Raw genomic sequence first — 17,484 nt, 5'->3', positions numbered from 1 at the left:
CCTACGCCAGGAACTCAGCCACGGCCTTCACGGCCACGGTCCGTACGGCATAAACCGGGGCGAACACCGGCCGCTTCGGCAGCAGGGGCTCCGGGGCCGGATGGTCGTGGACGAGAGGCAGCGGAATACGCTGCGGCGCGATGCGCTGCCACGCCCACGGCAGGAAGTAATTCCGCGCCCAGGCGATGTCCCCGGCCCGGGCGTCGCGCCAGTTGCTGCGCGGCAGGGGCTTCGGCTCCAGCGGCTGCAGCGAGTGCGCTACCTGCAGGGCGTCCAGCACGTGCATGGCAATGGTGTGGTGGCCCAAGGGCGAGAAGTGCAGCCGGTCCGGGTCCCACATCTGCGGATCCCTGAGTCCGGGCAGCGTCCACAGGTCCACCAGCAGGCAGTTGTGCGCGGCGGCGACAATCCGGATGTTCTCGTTGAAGATGGCTATCCGTGAGCGGCTCCGCCCCAGGATAGGCGTGCGCCGCCAGTCCGGCCCGGCGAACAGCATGATGGTGGCACCGGTGGCACTGAGCCGTTCGACGCCGGCCTCCAGCCGGGCAGCCAGCTTGTCGGGGTCGGTCCGGTGGAACACCATGTCATTGCCGCCGGCCGACAGCGTTATCAGGTCCGGCTTCAGCTCCAGCGCCGGCTCCGTCTGCTGGTCAAGAATCTGGCCCAGGAGCAGGCCCCGGATCGCCAGGTTGGCGTAGGCAAAGTCCGTCCGCCCCGCGCTGAGCTCCTCTGCCACCCGGTCCGCCCAGCCCCGGAGCCCTCCGGCGCAGCGTTCCTCGGGGTCGCCGACACCCTCGGTAAACGAATCTCCCATTGCCACATACCGGCTCCAGGGGTGTGGGGCCGTTGCATCCGCAGCGGAGTTTCGGGGTCCAAATCGGCCGATGTTTTTCATCGCCTCGTCCTCTCCCTTACGCCCCCGGCGCGGTACGCCTGTGGCGTTATCCAAGAAACGTCCGAACCCTCCCGGAAATTCCTAAAAAGTTTCCCCGCCGTGAAAAATTTTCTGCACAACTGCAGTTAATCCATTCGGTGTATTATTAGCTGCCCGCTCTTTTGCGCGCCCCCCACCGCCCATGCACGCAAGGAGCCGCCCGTGAGCCCGCCGGAACAGACCCTCCCCCTTCAGCCAACGAAGCGAACACCGGCCGCGGATGCCGGCCTGGGGTGGCTGCTCGGAATCATGGCCGGACTGCTCGGCCTGGCACCGTGGCTGATCACCGGGGCGCAGCTGCCGCTGCAGAACTCGTGGGGCAGCCAGGTCCTGCCCGAACAGATGCCGGTGTCCCTGCTGCCGCTGAGCCAGTATGAACTCACCACGCTGGTGGCCCTCCTCAGCTCGGGCGGTGCGATGGCGGGGCTCGCCGTTCGCATCTGGCAGCCGGCCCGACGGCGGCTGGTGGCCTGGTGCACGGCGTCCGGCGTTCTGGCGGTACAGTTTTCCGCCGCCGTCCAGTCGTTCACGGTGCTCGACGACGGCCTGACGGACGGGACGCTGGCCAGGGTCTACTTCGCCGGCCTGCTGGCCGGCGTCATCGCATGCATCGCCGCGGGCGTCGTGGCGCTCCTGCTTCTCGCTGCGAGGTCACGGGCCCTGGTTGCGCTGGGCGCCGGACTGATGGCGGTGCCGTTCACATCATGGGCCGGGGAGTGGGTTGTCGGCCTTGTCGGGCAGACGAACGTCCCCGCTGCCGTGCCGACGGTGGCGCGCTGGATCCCGGCGCTCATCGTTGGCTGCGCCCTCGCGTGGTGCGGCCTCCGTCCTGCGCGGCAGGCAGTCGTGTGGCTCGCCGACCTGGCCCTGCTGTGGGTGGTGCCGGCCCTGTTCATCTCTGTCGGCTACGTCCTCGGGACACGGGCGATCACGGGCGACCTGCAGGAGATGCTGCTGATGAGCCGGCAAATCCTGGCGGCAACGCTTGGCCCCGCCGGCGGAGCTCTCCCCACGGTCCTGCTGGCGCTGGCGACCGCACTGGCGGGACTGGGCCTCCGGTCTGCTGGCGCCCGACGGCGGGCCGGTAGCGGGGCCGGCGCCGAAGCCGGCGCCGATGCCGACAAAGGGGCCGGCGACACCCCATAGGTCATCGGCTCCCCCGGTGTTAGATACGACGTGCCCGCGCCTCTCTGACCTGCAAGGAGATTCCCGTGTTGCTGATCGGCGGCCTTCCGGCCCACATTCTCTTGGTCCACGCCGTCGTCGTCTTTGGGCCACTGGCCGGGCTGAGCGCCGTCACCTATGGACTGGCCGGCCGGACCCGACGGTACCTCGCCTGGCCGCTGGGTGCCCTGGCGCTGATCCTCGCCCCGCTGGCGCTGGTCACCGCGTCCGCCGGGGAGCAGCTGCAGTCAACCCGCGGCGCCACGGACGCCATCCAGGCCCACGCCCGGCAGGGGGACATCCTGAAGGTGACCGCCGTCGTCTTCTTCTTCCTGGTTCTGCTGATGCTCGCGGCCACCTTCACACCGCTGGCCAGCCGCATTCCGGCACTGGCCTCCCTCCAGCGTTCCCGTCCCGCCCGTACCGCGGCACTGGCCTTGGGCGTGCTCGCCGGCCTCTTCGTGATCTACCAAAGCGTGATCACCGGGCACTCGGGCTCGTTCTCCGTGTGGGGCGGGTAGCTCCGCAGCGCTTTGCCCCCCACGGCGTCCGGTCCTGTCCGGGGCCGGCCGTGGCCGGACGTTGCCGTGGCCGGGACCGACGGCGGGCTGGGTGAGCCTCCAGTCACGGGGACCATCGGACTCGTCCGCCGCCGGCCTCCTTCAGATTACGCCCCCGGGTTCGACGCAGGCGGCGAATGCTTGAGGCCCCCAAGGTGCCTCCACCTTTTCCCAAGGCCTGAGAGACACGCTTGTCCTACTCAGAACAGGCCAGCTGTCAGGGCAAGATGGCTGGTCCGGTCGCCGGACCCGGAACGTACCCCATGCTTTCCGGGCCCGGCGGAAAGGCTTCCCGAACGTACGCCAGGGTACCGCCGGGACTTTGGCACGCCAAAGGTTTTCCCAAGGTCGGTCCGCCAGTATTGTGCTTGCCGGACACTCGACTGCCGCGCGACAACCGGCATGACACCGGGAACGGCGGAGCCCTCCCCGGACCCGGTGTCTTAACAGCCTCCCGCTTCGGCAGGCCAGGGTTTCAGACCCCGGCCCAGCGGCGCAGCGTGCTGTTGATCAGGCCAATGAGGACGGCCGTCCACCAGCACGCCTGCGAAATGCTGAGTGCGACCATCAGCCTGAGCCGCAGTCTGCGGCCCAGTTCCCCGAACCGGGTGCATGCGGGCAGGGCCAGCAGCTGGTGCATGGCCGGCGCGATACTAAGCCCGTTGAGCATGAGCACCAGGACACAGGCGAGCTTGATGACCGTGACCGGATTGGTCAGGTCAGGGTCGATCAGGGCACCCGAAAACAGCAGCAGGGCAAGCCCGCCCCAGATCAGCGGCTTCGCGGCGGCCTCCAGCTTCCCGGACTCGTGCATCTGCACCTTGCCCAGCAGCCACAGCAGACCCAGCCAGTCGACAACCAGGATGGTGCCGAAGGAAAGCACGAGGGCAAGGATGTGCACGGCGAGCCCAATCCGGTGCAGTTCCGGACCGCAGTCAACGAAGTGACCCACGAGCAGCGAAGCCGTCCACCCGGCCGTGCACAAAGATCCGAGCAGAACCAACCGGAGCCGCTGGCTTTTCCGGCCAGCCGGGGCATGGCTGGACTGCGGTCCGTCAACGGGAGGTTCGTGAATGGGCGGCTCGTGAATCGACTGCCGCGCGCCGGACGGCGCCGGGGCCGGTACTACTGGGGACATGCTGCTGCCTTTCAGGGTCGCCGGCGGAGCCGCCGGCGGGTGCGGCCGTGCTGCGATACACGGCGCCATGCGAGGGGAGAGTGATGGTGCTTAGTTAGGTAAACCTAAATCGGGAGATTACAGCCCACCATCGGAATTAGGCAAACAAAATGTTCGCTAATTTCTCCACCGCTTGTTCTAAGTCGCGCCCCGCCGCCAGCCAAAGTGAGCACCGGAATGAACAGCAGCGGCTGAGACCCCTTCCTCACTCCGGGTTTTTGTACAGACATTCGCCGCTGAAGGCCCCGGCGAGGACGCAGTCGAACTGGCCAACTCCCGCACGGACTGCGTGCAGGACTGCCAGCGCCCGGACCCGGAACCGCCCCACGGGGTGCACAACCCGGGTCCGGCTGATCAGCATCGTGGCAGCTCACGCGGGTCCAGGACCTCCCGCAGGTGAGCAAGCAAAGCCACCTCCGGACGCCCCGGGTGAACGGACAGGTGCCTGAACAGGGACGCGTGCACGCCCGGATCAAGACCAGGGTCAGCGAGAATTTCCCCGACCAGCAGCCGCAGCTGAAACAGCAGAAGGTTCCCGACCTCGGGCCGGGCAGAACTGGCCCCTGCCACGTGCGGCTGCCCGCCAGGCGACCCGTTATGCCGGTCCTGGTGGCTGACCGATGGAGACAGCACAAGATGCGCCATGGAATTTCCCTTCGCCTGCGCCGAGCCGTCCGGCCCGCGCCAGTTATTCATCAGTAGTCCCCGGTCTGCAAGAGGATCACACCATTTCGTGCCCCAGCCTCCCGGTTCCCGGTCGTGGATTCCCGGAAGACCTTGGAACCCTAAAGGGCTCCCACCCCCTAACCCGCGCACCGCTGCCCCCCTCCGGGAATTGCGCACAACCTTTGACAATTCTTGGATTACCCCTGCACCTATCCTCGACGGGTTATCCCTAGCGTTGAGCCATGCAGCCACGAACAGACCCCACGGCGCCCATCAGGGGCATAGTCCCGACGAAAACCCCGCCCTAGTGCTTCACGGGCGACGCGCAAAATTCCTCGCGCGACGCAAACTCCGTGCGCGCTGAGAAATATGCGTGTCGCCGGGCGGTCTCCGCATCGGCCCGGCACGGCCCAGAGCCCCCCAAACCGGCCCTGACCTCGTGTTTTGCTGGGGGACCCGCGAGGGGGTGGGGGGCCGCGGCCCCACCCGTCAGCGGCAACCAGGGCACAGGTTTTTCTAAATGGCGCACTTCAATACTTCATTCCGAAGCGTCAGACAGGGCGCCGCGCAGGCGGAGGGTTCCTAGTTTTCGCTGCTGGTTTTTCAGGGCGCCAGGTCTTAATCTGGCCGCCCGGTGACAATTTTCGGACGGCATTATCGGCAGGCTGTGGGGCCCATAAATGAAGCACTTAAGAATTGTCCTGTATTCGCATGACTCGCTCGGCTTAGGCCATGTGCGGCGGAACCTCGCCCTGGCCGGCGCCCTGAGCCGCCAGCTGCCCGGCCTGACCGGCAGGCAGGTCACCGGTGTCCTGGTGGCCGGGACCGCCCTCGCGCCAGGGTTCCAGATCCCCAAAGGGTGGGACTGGGTGATACTGCCCGGTGTCATGAAAAGCGCGGCGGGCTACGAGCCCCGGGACCTGTCCGTCCCCCTGCAGGACCTCGTGTCGCTGCGCGGAAAGCTGCTGGATTCGCTGCTGCAGGGCTTCAGCCCCGACCTGGTGATCGTGGACCGGCACGCCACCGGCATCCAGCTGGAACTCGAGGGGGCCCTGCGCCGGCTCCGGGCACGCGGTTCAGCCCGCGTGGTGCTGGGGCTGCGGGAAGTGCTTGACTCCCCCGAAGCGGCAATCGCCGAATGGGACGGCATCGGCGGTCCCCGCCGGGTCCAGGAGCTCTTTGACGCCGTCTGGATCTACGGCGACCGCTCTGTGCACGATCCCGTGGCCGCAGGCGAAATCCCCTTCTCGCTGCGGCGGATGGTCAGCTACACCGGATACCTGGCCGCGGGCCGGCCGAAGGGTTCCGGAAAGCTGAAGATGCCCGGCAGGTACGTCATGACCACGGTCGGCGGCGGCGCCGACGGCTACGCGCTGGCCAGGCTGGCCGCCGCCACCCCGCTTCCTGCCGGTCTCGGGCACCTTATTGTGGCCGGACCCCAGATGCCCAAAGCGCAAAGGCGCGATTTGCGGCGGCAGGCGGGTCCCGGCGTCGTAATTGTGAAGGCCTTGGAGGACATGCTGGCGCACATCGGCAACGCCGATGCGCTGGTTTCCATGGGCGGCTACAACTCCGTCTGCGAAATCCTCAGCACGGCGGTTCCGGCGCTGATCGTTCCGCGGGACCATTCCCGCAGCGAGCAGCGGATCCGGGCCGCGTCCCTGGCCGCCGCCGGGTACCTCGAACAGCAGGAACTGGCCACACTCACTCCCGGCATTCTGGCCGGCTGGATCGCAGACCGGGCAGGCACCAGGGTGGACCGCCGGGGAGCACAGCTCAACGGGCTGTCCAGGGTTCCGGGGCTGGCCGCGGACCTGCTCCAGGCGCGTGAGCCGCGGGCACAGGATCTGCTCCGGCCCCTCAGCCAGCAGATCATCAGCGAACCGGTCATCACCGCCCAGATCAGCAGCGTGGCCCAGAGCCTGCGGGGAGGTGCGGCACATGCAGCCGTCTGAGCCGGTGACCGCCTACGTCCTGAAGATGTACCCCCGCTTCTCCGAGACGTTCATTGTCTCGGAAATCCTCGCCCGGGAGGCCGCCGGCGAACGGATCGAAATCTTCGCGCTCCGCCCCACCACCGACGCCAGGTTCCACCCCGAACTGGCGCGCGTCAAAGCCCCCGTCACCTATGTTGGCCGGCCGCAGTCCACCAGCGGGGTGTGGGAAAGCCTCCGGGCGGCTGCGTCGGCCGGCCTGACTGACGGCGTGTCACAGGCCCTGGGGGAGCTCGCCGCCGCCGACCCGGACGATGCCGTCCAGGCCATCAACCTGGCTGCCGAACTGCAGCGCCGGAACGTCCGGCACCTGCATGCGCACTTTGCCTCCGCAGCAACCGCCGTCGCCCGGCTCGCCTCCCTGATCACCGGCATCCCGTATTCGTTCACAGCGCACGCAGCGGACATCTTCCGCGACACCGTCAACCGGGAAGACCTGCGGACAAAGCTGGCCGACGCCCATCACGTGGTCACCATCAGCGACTACAACCTGCAGTACCTGCGCCACCACTTTCCGCAGCAGGCAGAGAGGCTCCGCCTGGTGCGCAACGGCCTGGAACTGGCCCGGTTCCCTTACCGCGACCCCAGACCGGTCGGCACCACGGTGCGGGTGGCCGCCGTCGGACGGCTCGTGGAGAAAAAGGGCTTCCAGCACCTGCTCCCGGCGCTGGCTTCGCTTATCGGCTCGGGTGTCCGGGCGGACGTCCGCATCGCCGGCACCGGGATGATGGCCAACGAGTTGCAGTCCGCTCTCGAGCAACTCGGGCTCAGCCGCCATGTCCGGATGCTCGGCCCGCAGACCCAGGACCAGATCCACGAACTGCTGGACTGGGCGGACGTCTTCGTCGCACCGTGCATCGTGGGTTCGGACGGCAACGCCGACGGCATCCCCACCGTCCTGCTCGAGGCCATGGCCACCGGCACACCGTGCGTTTCCACGGCTGTTACGGGCATCCCGGAGGTCATCCGCGACGGCAGCACCGGCCTCCTCGTCGAACCCGGCGACCCCGCGCTGCTGGTCCAGGCGATTCTGCGGATCACCTCACCCGCAACGGACAGGACGCTGCTGGCCCGCAACGCCCGGACCCTCATCGAACGCGAGTACGACGCCGGACGGCAGGCCGCTGCCCTGCGTCGCCTCTCGCTCCAGACAGTTGCGCAACGGCCGCTTTCGCCGGCGCCGGAGGCGGTGGCCTGATGCGCGTCGCCTACATCTGCGCGGACCCCGGCGTCCCCGTCTTCGGCACCAAGGGTTCCTCGGTCCACGTCCAGGAGATCGTCCGGGCCTGGCGCCGTGCCGGGGCCGAGGTCACCGTCTACTGCACCCGCGCCGGGACCGACCGGCCCGCCGACCTGTCCGGGCTGCCGGTCGTCGAAATCCGGCCTCATTCTGCCGCCGGGGCGGGACGGGAGTACGCCATCCGGGAGGCGGCCGCTGCCCTGGCCCAGGCCGTCATCCGGGACGGCTGCGACGTGCTCTACGAGCGCTATTCGCTGTTCAGCCCGGCCTTGGCCATGGCCGCGGGAGCCCTCCGGGTGCCGGCCGTGCTGGAGGTCAACGCCCCGCTGATCGAGGAACAGCAGCAGTACCGCGAGCTCCACGACGCCGGACTGGCGGAGAGAATGCTGCACGCCAACGCCGCCGCGGCCAGCGTGGTGGCCTGCGTCTCGGAGCCCGTGGTGCGGTGGGTGGAGGGCCGCGTTCCCGGGGCCAGGACCCTACTGGCCCCCAACGGCGTCAACACCGAACGCATCACGCCGCGCCTCCCTGTCAGGGATCATTCCGGCTGCCTGACCGTGGCTTTCGTCGGCACGCTGAAGCCCTGGCACGGTGTGGGCTACCTGCTTGACGCCGTGGCCCGGGCCAACATCCGCAAGGCCGCGCCCACGTGGCGGGCGAAGATCATCGGTGACGGGCCATGCCGGCAGGAGCTCGAGCGGACCGCCGCGCAGCTGGGCGTGGACGCCGAATTCACCGGCGCCGTGGCCCCGGACTCCGTGCCCGGCCTGTTGCACGGATGCGACGCCGCAGCCGCACCCTACCCGGCAGCGGAACCCGGCCGGGACGACTACTTTTCCCCGCTGAAGGTCTACGAATACCTGGCGGCGGGCCTGCCGGTGGTCGCGTCCGGCGTGGGGCAGATTCCGTCCATCCTGCAGCACGAGCGCACCGGTCTGCTGGTGAAGCCGGCCGACCCCGGTGCGATTGCCGCTGCCCTGGGGCGTCTCGGTGCGGACGCCGCGCTGCGGGGGCGCCTGGGCACCCAAGCCAGGGCAGCCGCCGTCGGGCTCTACAGCTGGGACGGCGTCCTGGCAACCATCCGCCTAGCACTGACGTCCGAATGGAGCGTGGCCTGACATGGGCATAAGAGCGGTACCGGAAAGCGCCCCGCAGCCCAGGCCGGAGTCCGGGCTGCGCCGCACACTGCGCTGCGTGCGCCCGCACCTGCAGGGCCACCGGTGGCTGATGGCGGGCGGATTCTCCGCCCTGGCCTTCGACGTCGTCTTCCGCCTCATCGAGCCATGGCCCGTGAAGATGGTGGTGGACGCCGTCTCCCGCGCCCTGGGCGCGACGCTGCACAAGCCGGGACCTTCAATGGACGCCAGCCTCCAGACGCTGCTGCTGTGCGGCGCCTTCGTGGTGGCGATAGCGCTGGGCCGGGCGGTGTCCAACTACTGGTCCGCGATCTGTTTCGCGCTGGTGGGGTCCCGGGTGGCGTCGGACCTGCGGGCCCGCGCCTTCCGCCACGTCCAGAGCCTCTCCATGCGGCACCACACCCGGGCGTCCACCGGGGACACGGTCCAGCGGCTGGTGGGTGACGTGTCCCGGCTGCAGGAGGTGGCGGTCACCGCCGGCCTGCCGCTGCTGGGCAACATGGTCACCCTGGTCCTGATGACCGGCGTCCTGCTGTGGCTCGACCCGCTGCTCGCCCTGGTGGTTTTCCTGGCCGGCGGAGTGTTCGCGCTCCTCTCCCGCTCGAGCTCCGGCCGGATCACCGCCGCCGCAGGCAACTCCCGGAAGGGCGAAGGAAACCTGGCCACCACCGCGGCCCAGACGCTCGGTGCCATCCGCGAAGTCCAGGCCTACGGCCTGGAGGACACCATCAGCACCGGTTTCCGGAAGAGCAACCAGGCCACCCTCGGCACCGGCGTCGCGGCGCTCCGGCTGGCGGCCGGGCTCGAGCGGCGCACCGATGTGCTGATCGGCGTCGCGACGGCGGTTGTCCTGGCCGGCGGCGGCTGGCGCGTCCTGGAGCACGCGATCACCCCCGGCGACCTCGTGGTGTTCCTGATGTACCTCAAGACCGGGATGAAGCCCCTGAAGGACCTGGCCAAGCAGACCGGCCGGATCGCCCGCGCCACCGCCTCCGGCGAGCGGGTCGCGGACCTGCTCGAGGCCCAGACCGACCTGCCCGAGGCTCCCCACGCCCGGCGCCTGCACAGCGCCCGCCCGGACATCGTGCTGGACAACGTCTCCGCCGGCCACGGGGAAGGGACCGTGCTGCACGGGATCAGCCTCACCATCCCCGCCGGCGAGCACATCGCCATCCTCGGCCCGTCCGGCGCCGGCAAGTCCACGCTCGCCAGCCTGATCCTGCGCATGATCGACCCCAGCACCGGTTCCGTCCGCGTGGGCGGCGAGGACCTGCGCGACCTCAGGATCGCCTCCGTCCGCTCGCACGTGTCCATCCTGCTGCAGGACTCGGTGCTCTTCGGCACCTCCGTTCGGGACAACATCCGCTTCGGCCGGCTGGACGCCACGGACCAGGACATCGAGGAAGCAGCCGTCCTCGCGCAGGCCGACGGTTTCGTCCGTGCCCTGCCCAACGGCTACGACACCGTGCTGGGCGAAGCAGCGAAGGACCTCTCGGGCGGCCAGCGGCAACGGATTGCCATTGCCCGCGCCATCCTCCGGCAGGCGCCCATCGTCATCCTGGACGAGGCCACCGCCGGGCTGGACCCCGTCTCCCGGAACTCCGTCCTGCAGGCCCTCGCCGCCCTGACCCGCGAGCGCACCTCCATCACCATCACCCATGACGCCCACTCGGCGCGCTCCTGCGACCGCATCATCTGGCTGGAACACGGCCGCATCATCGAAGCCGGGCGCCCCGACCAACTGCTCCGGGACCCGGGCTCGCGGTTCGCCCGGTGGATGGCGGAGCAGGGACGTGGACCTGCCGCTCTTGGCGCTTCGGGCGCGGTCAGGGTGGAGGTGCCATGATCACCCTGGTGCCCGGCTCCTCGCAGGCCGAGCATGCCCTCGCCCGCCGCGACGCCGCGCTTCCCGGCCTCCCCTGGCTGCTGGACAACGGCCGCCTCTCCGAACTGCTCGGCGAAACCGTCCGCGTCACCCGCGTCCGCTACAAGCCGGGCACGTCCCTGCTGGTGTCGTTCCGCCGCCGGCGCAACGGCAGCTTCGACTACGGCTGGGCCATGACCCGCACCCCGGCCAGCAGCGGCAAACTCCTCGAACGCGAACACACCGTCCGCAGCCACGGCGGGGACATGAGCATCCTCCGGCCGGACCCCAGCAATCCAGAGACCCTGGTGGCAGTGGGCGGCGTCGAGGACGACTGGGCCCTGCACAGGAACCTCACCTGGCTGAGGAAGAAAGGCATCGAGCGGCTGGGCCTCCACCACCGGCCGGGCGCGGCCCTGCTGGCCGGCAGCACCGTGCTGCGCTACAAGCCCGAGCGGCGGCTGGTCCTCCTCAGCCACAAGGCGAGCACCGCCGTCGTGATTAAAGCGGCAGCCAAGCCCGCCGGCCCCGGACAGCAAACCCAGTTCCTGAACCGGCTCCGCCACCACGGTGTCCCTCTCCTGCCGCAGCTCGCCGACGCCGAATGCCTCGCCCACGGCGTCACCGCCAGCACCGCATGGGGCACCGGCGACCTCGCGGCGGGCGACAACAGCACCGGCACACGCACCGCCGCCTACACGGCCGGCCAGGCCCTCGCCGCACTCCACTGCGTCCCCGATGTGGTCGAGGCTGGGCGCCTTCCTACCGCGGGCAACCGGCCCGAAGACCTCGCGGCGCAGCTGAAGGCCACGCGCACCATGGTTTCCGCGCTGCTGCCGGAGCTGGAACCGCTGGCCCGGGACCTCGAAACCAGGCTCACTGCCCTGCTGCTTGCCCGGCCCCGGACAGCACCGGTCCTGGTCCACGGGGACTTTTCCGCCGACCAGGTGCTGGTGGGAGATTCAGAGGTGCGCCTGATCGACTTCGACCGGGCGGCCAGCGGATTGGCCGAGGCCGATCTTGGATCGTTCGCCGCCGCAGAAGAGGCAGTACTTCCTGCTGCGGGCGGCTCGCCTTCCAGGGAGGCTCTTCCCGACGGCGGCGCTCCCGCCGGCGCTCCTGCCGGGGTTCCCGTCAGTGGTGATTCGGCCGGGGGACCCAAGACGGCGCTGCTCGCCGAAGGCTATCTCGACGCCGGGGGACGGTTTTCCCAGGCCGCCGTGGACGCCTGGGCAGCCTACCGGCTCTTCAACAGCAGCGTTGACCCCTTCCGTGACCGGTCCCCGGAGTGGGCCGCAGACATGTCCTGGCACCTGGCCCGGGCAAAGGAGCTGATCCAATGACCTGGCATCCGCCCGTCCCCCGCCGGGTAACCGACGCCGCCGGCACCGCCTGGACAGTCCAGCGGGCCTGGCCCGGAACAACGCCGGGCTCGTACGTCCTGGAGGTCCGGTGCCCGGACCGTTCGGGCGTCATGGCGGGACACTTCAGTGGCGGCGTGTTCGAGGCCATCACCGTGGACGACCCCCGTCTCCCCGCCCTCGCGGCCGAGTCAGCCAGGGGTGAGGTCGTGGTGCACCGCGCCCACAAACGGGCCGTCCTCCGCGCCCCCGAAGCCTTCATCAAGGTCTTTCGGCCCGGCCGTGCCCTCGCCGCAGCTGCCAGCCACAGCATCTCCGCCGCCGCACTGACCGAGGGCGGCTTCAACACGCCGCGGCTGGTCAGCGCCGGACCCGACGTTCTGGTCTTCAGCCGCCTGGCGGGCCGGTCCTTCCACGACCTCGGCCACAGCCAGGCCGGAAGCACCGACGCAGCCTACGCCGCCATGTGGGCGCGGTGGTCCCGCGCCTGGGCCGGAACCGTGACCGCCGCCGGCAGTTCAGCGTTTCAGGACAGCCTGCAGCAGCTACCGCTCCGCGATGCCGCGAAGGAGGCCGCGAGCCTGCAGCGCTGGGTGGATCACTGGCTCCGGCACAGCGAGGGCATCGCCGACGCCGCTCCCGCCCGCGCCGTGCTCCTCTCCCGTGTCCAAGTGGTCACCGAGACCCTGCTCGGCACACCCCCGGACCGTGTGGGCTGGGCCCACGGCGACCTGCACGACAAGCAGATACTCGGGGGCCAGCTGGCCGGAGGCCGAGGTTCCGCCAGCAAAACCGCAGCGACGTCCGCGGCTCCCGGGCTGCTGGACTTTGACGAGTCCTGCCAAGCTGAGACCGCCTTGGACCTGGCCAACCTCGACGTTCACCTGGAACTAAGGTGGCGGCAAAACCTGCTCACCACCCGCCGGTACGCCATCGCCCACGCGGCGGTCATGTCCGCGGCCAAATGCCTGCACGTAAGCCCGCACCGCTTCTCCGCCTACGCCGCGTCCACGCGGCTCCGGCTGGCGTGCCTCTACTCTTTCCGGCCGCCATGGGGCGCCGACGCCGCCACCTACCTCGTCTCCGGTTACCTTCCCGCCCAGAGCCCGGCCCTGCCCGAACGAACGCCGATAGGAGCCTGACATGAACAACCCGCTAACCGCGGCCACGAACGCCCCGTCCGATACCTCCGACTCCTCCGATCCGGCGGGACCACCGGCCCCGGGGCTTTCCCTGTCCGTCATCGGGACCGGGTACCTTGGCGCCACGCACGCCGTCTGCATGGCACTGCTGGGCCACAGCGTGGTGGGGATCGACGTCGACGAGAACAAGATCCGTTCACTGGCCAGCGGAACACTGCCGTTCTACGAACCGGGACTGCAGGAACTGCTCCGCCGGATGCTGGCGTGCGGCAGGCTAAGCTTCAGCACCGACTTCTCCGCCGCGGCGGGCGCAGACATTCATTTCCTGTGCGTCGGAACCCCGCAGAAGCCCGACTCGCCGGCCGCCGACCTCCGCTTCCTGGACGCCGCCCTCGCCCGGCTGGCACCGCACCTGGACAGGGCCTGCCTCGTCGCCGGCAAGTCCACGGTTCCGGTGGGCACCGCCGAGCGGCTCGCAGCATTCCTCCGGTCGAGCTCGCCCGCGGGTGATCAAGCCGAACTCGCCTGGAACCCGGAGTTCCTCCGGGAAGGGCACGCCGTCGAGGACACCCTGCACCCGGACCGGCTCGTGTTCGGCGTGGCCTCCAGGCAGGCCCGCGCACTCCTCGACGCCTGCTACGCGCCCGTCATCGCCGACGGCACCCCAGTGGTGGAGACAGACCCCGCCACCGCCGAACTGGTCAAGGCCGCCGCCAACTCCTTCCTGGCCACCAAAATCTCCTACATCAACGCGATGGCCGAAATCTGCGAAGCCACCGGCGCCGACGTCAACCAGCTCGCCACGGCCCTCTCCTACGACAACCGCATCGGCGGCCGGTTCCTCACACCCGGCCTCGGCTTCGGCGGCGGCTGCCTGCCCAAGGACATCCGCGCCTTCACCCACCGCGCCAAAGAACTCGGCGTCGGGCAGGCCGTGGGCTTCCTGCAGGAGGTCGACGCCATCAACCAGCGCCGCCGCCAGCGCACCGTGGACCTCATCACCGAAATGGCCTGCGGGGACCCCGCCGGCGTGCACGTCACCGTCCTCGGCGCAGCCTTCAAACCCGACTCCGACGACATCCGCGACGCCCCCGCCCTCGACGTGGCCCGCATGCTCCACCAGGCCGGAGCCAAGGTCACGGTATTCGACCCCAAAGCCATGAACAACGCCCGGCGCGCCTACCCGGACCTCGCCTACGCCGACACCCTCGAAGCCGCCGTCACCGGCGCCGAGATCGTGGCCCTCCTCACCGAATGGGACGTTTTCCGCCGGGCGGACCCCGCCGCGCTCGGTACCCTGGTGCAGCGGCGGAACATCGTCGACGGCCGGCACGCACTCGACGCCGAGGCCTACCGCGCCGCCGGCTGGGACTACCGAGCCCTCGGCGCCCCGAGCAAACTGCCGGCCCCGGTTCACGACCAAGCTGTACCGACGGCGGAACCCCTGGTGATGCTGTAATACCGCCCTCGGCTACCCACCCCTGCCCGTGGATCACGACGGAGGCAGCGGACGTGTTCCAGAGAGGACGTGTTCCAGAGCGGGTGTGGAACAATCGAAGAGCCCTTTGAAAGGAGCCCTTCACCCATGCGGCAGCCGGACCAGGGACGACGGGTACCCTCCGGCTACCGGACACCCGCGGGCTGGGCCCGGGTGCTGCGCGGCTCCCCTGCCACCCTCATCTTCGTCGTTCTCTTCTGGGCCGCGGGCGCACTGTCTGGCAGCCTCCGCTCCGGCCCGACGTCTTTTCTGCTGCTCCACGTCGCGGCCACCTCACGCTCGGTTCCGGACCACTGGTACGCCCTGCTGCTTTCCGCGTTCTGGGAGCGGGACCTGGCGGGATACGTGGTGGGCACGCTCGTGGTGCTTCTGGCCGGGCTCCCGCTGGAACGCCGGGTCGGACCCCTGAAGTTCGCTGCGGCGGCGCTGGCCGGGCACGTGCTGGGGATCGTGGCGACGCTCGGGTTCCTCGCCGCGGCCCGGGGCCTGATGGGGAGCTGGATCCGGGACCTGAGCGGGCACTTCTTCCTGGGGCCGAGCGCCCTGGCCTGCGCGGCCGCGATGGCGGCGACCGCTGCCCTGTCCACCCTGTGGCGGCGCCGGATCCGCGTTGTCCTGCTCGCCGTGCTGCTGCTGTTTGCGATGTATGCCGGAGGCTTCGAGGACCTCGTCCGGCTCGGGGCGGCCGCGGCAGGAGGGCTGCTGGGTCCGGTGCTGCTGGGCCGGCGCCCGCGCTTCGGCAGGCCCGCCGTCTCCCGGCACGAGGCCCGGATTCTGGTGGCGCTGCTCCTGACGGTCGCGGCGATCGGTCCCGTGATCGCGGGACTGGCGCCGCACGCCGTCGGACCTCTTTCTGTACTGAAGTTCCTGTTCACCAATATCCAGCCGGTGGACCCTGCGGCGCTGCAGGTGTCCTGTTCCCGCCCGGCTGACTTCAGGGGCTGTGCGGCAGCGCAGCTGCAGCTGCGCGCCGGGGCGGGTGGAATCTTCATGGCCATCCTGCCGTCGTTCCTGCTGCTCCTGTTCGCGGACGGCCTGCGGCGCGGGCGGCGGTTCGCCTGGGCGGGTGCCCTCCTGATCCAGGCCTCGCTGTCCCTGCTGGCCGCCGTCACCATTGCCGGCGTCCTGCTGCCGCCGCCCGGTCCGGGTGTGCCCGCCCGCGAGGGCGTGGGCGGGATCGAGCTGTCGGGTTATTCGCACCCGCTCAGCCTGGTGCTGCCGATGCTCCTGCCTGTCTTCCTGGCGGGGCTCCTGCTGGCAGGCCGGAACCTGTTCCCCGTGCGTGCGCCCCGCGGAACGTACCTGCGGCTGGCGCGCCGGGTGGTGGTTGCCCTGGTTTTGCTGGGCCTGCTGTATGTGGGCCTGGGACTGGCCCTGGCCGACGGATTCACTCCTGCGCCTGGCCTGCTTCAGCTTCTGGCCGACGTCCCGGACAGGTTCCTGCCTCTCGGATTCCTGGTGGACCGCTCACCGGCGTTCTTCCCCGAAAGCACCGCCGCCGTCGTCCTTTACGAAAGTATCGGCGTCGTGTTCTGGGCGTGGACCGGGTTCCTGCTGCTCCGGACGTTCCTGCGTCCGGCCCATGGCCGGCACAGCGCGGACGAGGAGCGGGCCCGGCGCATCCTGAAGTCGCACGGCGGCGGTTCGCTCTCCTGGATGACCACGTGGAGCGGGAACAGCTACTGGTTCTCAGGAACGAGCTTCATCGCGTACCGGGTGCTCAGCGGGGTGGCCGTGGCGCTCGGGCCACCCGTGGGTCCGCGGGCCGAGCGGGAAGCCGCGTTCACGGAGTTCGCCCGGCACTGCCGGTTCAGCGGATGGACGCCGTGCTTCTACTTCGTGTCCGAGGAACTCCGCGGCCTGGCCGGATCACTGGGATGGGGCTCGGTCCAGGTGGCGCAGGAAACCGTGCTGCGGCTGGACGAGGTGTCCTTCCGCGGCAAGAAATTCCAGGACATCCGCACCGCACTGAACCGCGCGGCCAAGGCCGGGATCCGCGCCGAATGGACCACGTTTGCCCAGGCGCCGATCGCCGTCCAGGCCCAGATCGAAGCGATTTCCGAGGAATGGGTGGCGGACAAGAAAGTCCCGGAGATGGGCTTCACGCTCGGCAGCCTGGATGAGCTGGACGACCCCGAGGTCCGCTGCCTGCTGGCCATCGATGCCGACCACACCGTCCACGCGGTGGCGTCGTGGCTGCCGGTGTACCGGAACGGATACGTGGTGGGCTGGACGCTCGACTTCATGCGGCGGCGCGGCGACGGCTTCCGCGCGAGCATCGACTTCCTCATCGCCTCCGCCGCGCTGAGCCTGCAGGACGAGGGGTGCGAGTTCATGAGCCTCTCCGGGGCACCGCTGGCCCGGGTGCCGTCTTCTTCGCCTGCGGGCGGGGTACCGGCCGGTTCCGTCTCTGGTTCCTCCGCCGGTTCTGGCGCGCCTGCCGGTTCTGGCGCGCCTGCCGGCCACGACGCGAACGGCGGCCTGGACCGGCTGCTCGACTGGCTCGGCGCAGCCTTGGAACCCGTCTACGGCTTCCGTTCCCTGCTGGCATTCAAGGCGAAATTCAAACCGGACTACGAACCCATGTACCTGCTTTACCCCGACGTGGCTGCCCTGCCCGCGATCGCCAACGCCATCACCCGGGCTTACCTGCCTTCGATCAACCTGGGGCAGGGCCTGACGCTGGTGCGGGGCCTCCTCACCCGCCGCTGACCCAACTGGGTACCAGCTCAGGGCGTTCCCAGCGCT

12 protein-coding genes are annotated in these 17,484 nt (G+C 69.7%); 10 read left to right on the top strand and 2 right to left on the bottom strand.

What is annotated here, in order from left to right; genetic code table 11:
* Nucleotide 1 precedes the first annotated feature (1 nt).
* A complete protein-coding gene (locus tag ARGLB_RS11485) occupies nt 2–814 on the bottom strand; it encodes an SGNH/GDSL hydrolase family protein (RefSeq protein WP_003802532.1) in 813 nt (270 codons plus the stop codon).
* Between the two features lie 282 nt (nt 815–1,096).
* Between ARGLB_RS11485 and ARGLB_RS11480 the strand changes: the two genes are divergently transcribed.
* Together ARGLB_RS11480 and ARGLB_RS11475 are read left to right on the top strand one after the other, a co-directional pair.
* Nucleotides 1,097–2,080: a hypothetical protein gene (locus ARGLB_RS11480; protein WP_003802529.1), complete on the top strand. Its 984-nt coding sequence runs from the start codon at nt 1,097–1,099 to the stop codon at nt 2,078–2,080.
* 65 nt (nt 2,081–2,145) lie between these two features.
* A complete protein-coding gene (locus tag ARGLB_RS11475; protein WP_003802527.1) occupies nt 2,146–2,619 on the top strand; it encodes a hypothetical protein in 474 nt (157 codons plus the stop codon).
* A 514-nt stretch (nt 2,620–3,133) separates the two neighbouring features.
* On the opposite strand, the gene ARGLB_RS11470 is transcribed toward ARGLB_RS11475, so the two are convergent.
* Nucleotides 3,134–3,796, bottom strand: coding sequence for a hypothetical protein (locus ARGLB_RS11470; RefSeq protein WP_245531518.1), 663 nt, complete (start codon nt 3,794–3,796; stop codon nt 3,134–3,136).
* A gap of 1,385 nt (nt 3,797–5,181) precedes the next feature.
* Here ARGLB_RS11470 and ARGLB_RS11460 point away from each other — a divergent pair.
* The 8 genes from ARGLB_RS11460 to ARGLB_RS11425 all read left to right on the top strand — a co-directional run bounded on the left by ARGLB_RS11460 (nt 5,182) and on the right by ARGLB_RS11425 (nt 17,448).
* Entirely contained in the window at nt 5,182–6,456 is a 1,275-nt protein-coding gene (locus ARGLB_RS11460) for a glycosyltransferase family protein (protein ID WP_003802520.1), read from the top strand.
* Entirely contained in the window at nt 6,443–7,693 is a 1,251-nt protein-coding gene (locus ARGLB_RS11455; protein WP_003802518.1) for a glycosyltransferase family 4 protein, read from the top strand. Before ARGLB_RS11460 ends, ARGLB_RS11455 begins: the two co-directional genes overlap by 14 nt.
* The gene (locus tag ARGLB_RS11450; RefSeq protein ID WP_003802516.1) at nt 7,693–8,853 is read left to right on the top strand and encodes a glycosyltransferase family 4 protein; all 1,161 of its coding nucleotides are present in this window, start codon (nt 7,693–7,695) and stop codon (nt 8,851–8,853) included. The genes ARGLB_RS11455 and ARGLB_RS11450 overlap by 1 nt, the downstream gene beginning before the upstream one ends.
* A gap of 1 nt (nt 8,854) precedes the next feature.
* The gene (locus ARGLB_RS11445; RefSeq protein WP_003802514.1) at nt 8,855–10,717 is read left to right on the top strand and encodes an ABC transporter ATP-binding protein; all 1,863 of its coding nucleotides are present in this window, start codon (nt 8,855–8,857) and stop codon (nt 10,715–10,717) included.
* On the top strand, nt 10,714–12,078 hold the full coding sequence (locus ARGLB_RS11440) for an aminoglycoside phosphotransferase family protein (RefSeq protein ID WP_003802512.1): 1,365 nt from the start codon (nt 10,714–10,716) through the stop codon (nt 12,076–12,078). Before ARGLB_RS11445 ends, ARGLB_RS11440 begins: the two co-directional genes overlap by 4 nt.
* The gene (locus tag ARGLB_RS11435) at nt 12,075–13,238 is read left to right on the top strand and encodes a hypothetical protein (protein ID WP_003802511.1); all 1,164 of its coding nucleotides are present in this window, start codon (nt 12,075–12,077) and stop codon (nt 13,236–13,238) included. Before ARGLB_RS11440 ends, ARGLB_RS11435 begins: the two co-directional genes overlap by 4 nt.
* Before the next feature lies 1 nt (nt 13,239).
* Nucleotides 13,240–14,697, top strand: coding sequence for a UDP-glucose dehydrogenase family protein (locus ARGLB_RS11430; protein ID WP_003802509.1), 1,458 nt, complete (start codon nt 13,240–13,242; stop codon nt 14,695–14,697).
* 126 nt (nt 14,698–14,823) lie between these two features.
* Nucleotides 14,824–17,448 (top strand): MprF family protein, encoded by a 2,625-nt coding sequence (locus ARGLB_RS11425; protein WP_003802507.1) that lies wholly within the window; start codon nt 14,824–14,826, stop codon nt 17,446–17,448.
* The last annotated feature ends 36 nt before the right edge of the window (nt 17,449–17,484 follow it).

Source organism: Arthrobacter globiformis NBRC 12137 (genome assembly GCF_000238915.1).
Lineage (GTDB): Bacteria > Actinomycetota > Actinomycetes > Actinomycetales > Micrococcaceae > Arthrobacter > Arthrobacter globiformis.
The sequence above is the reverse complement of the archived record's forward strand: the minus strand, read 5'-3'. Positions and strand labels throughout refer to the sequence as shown.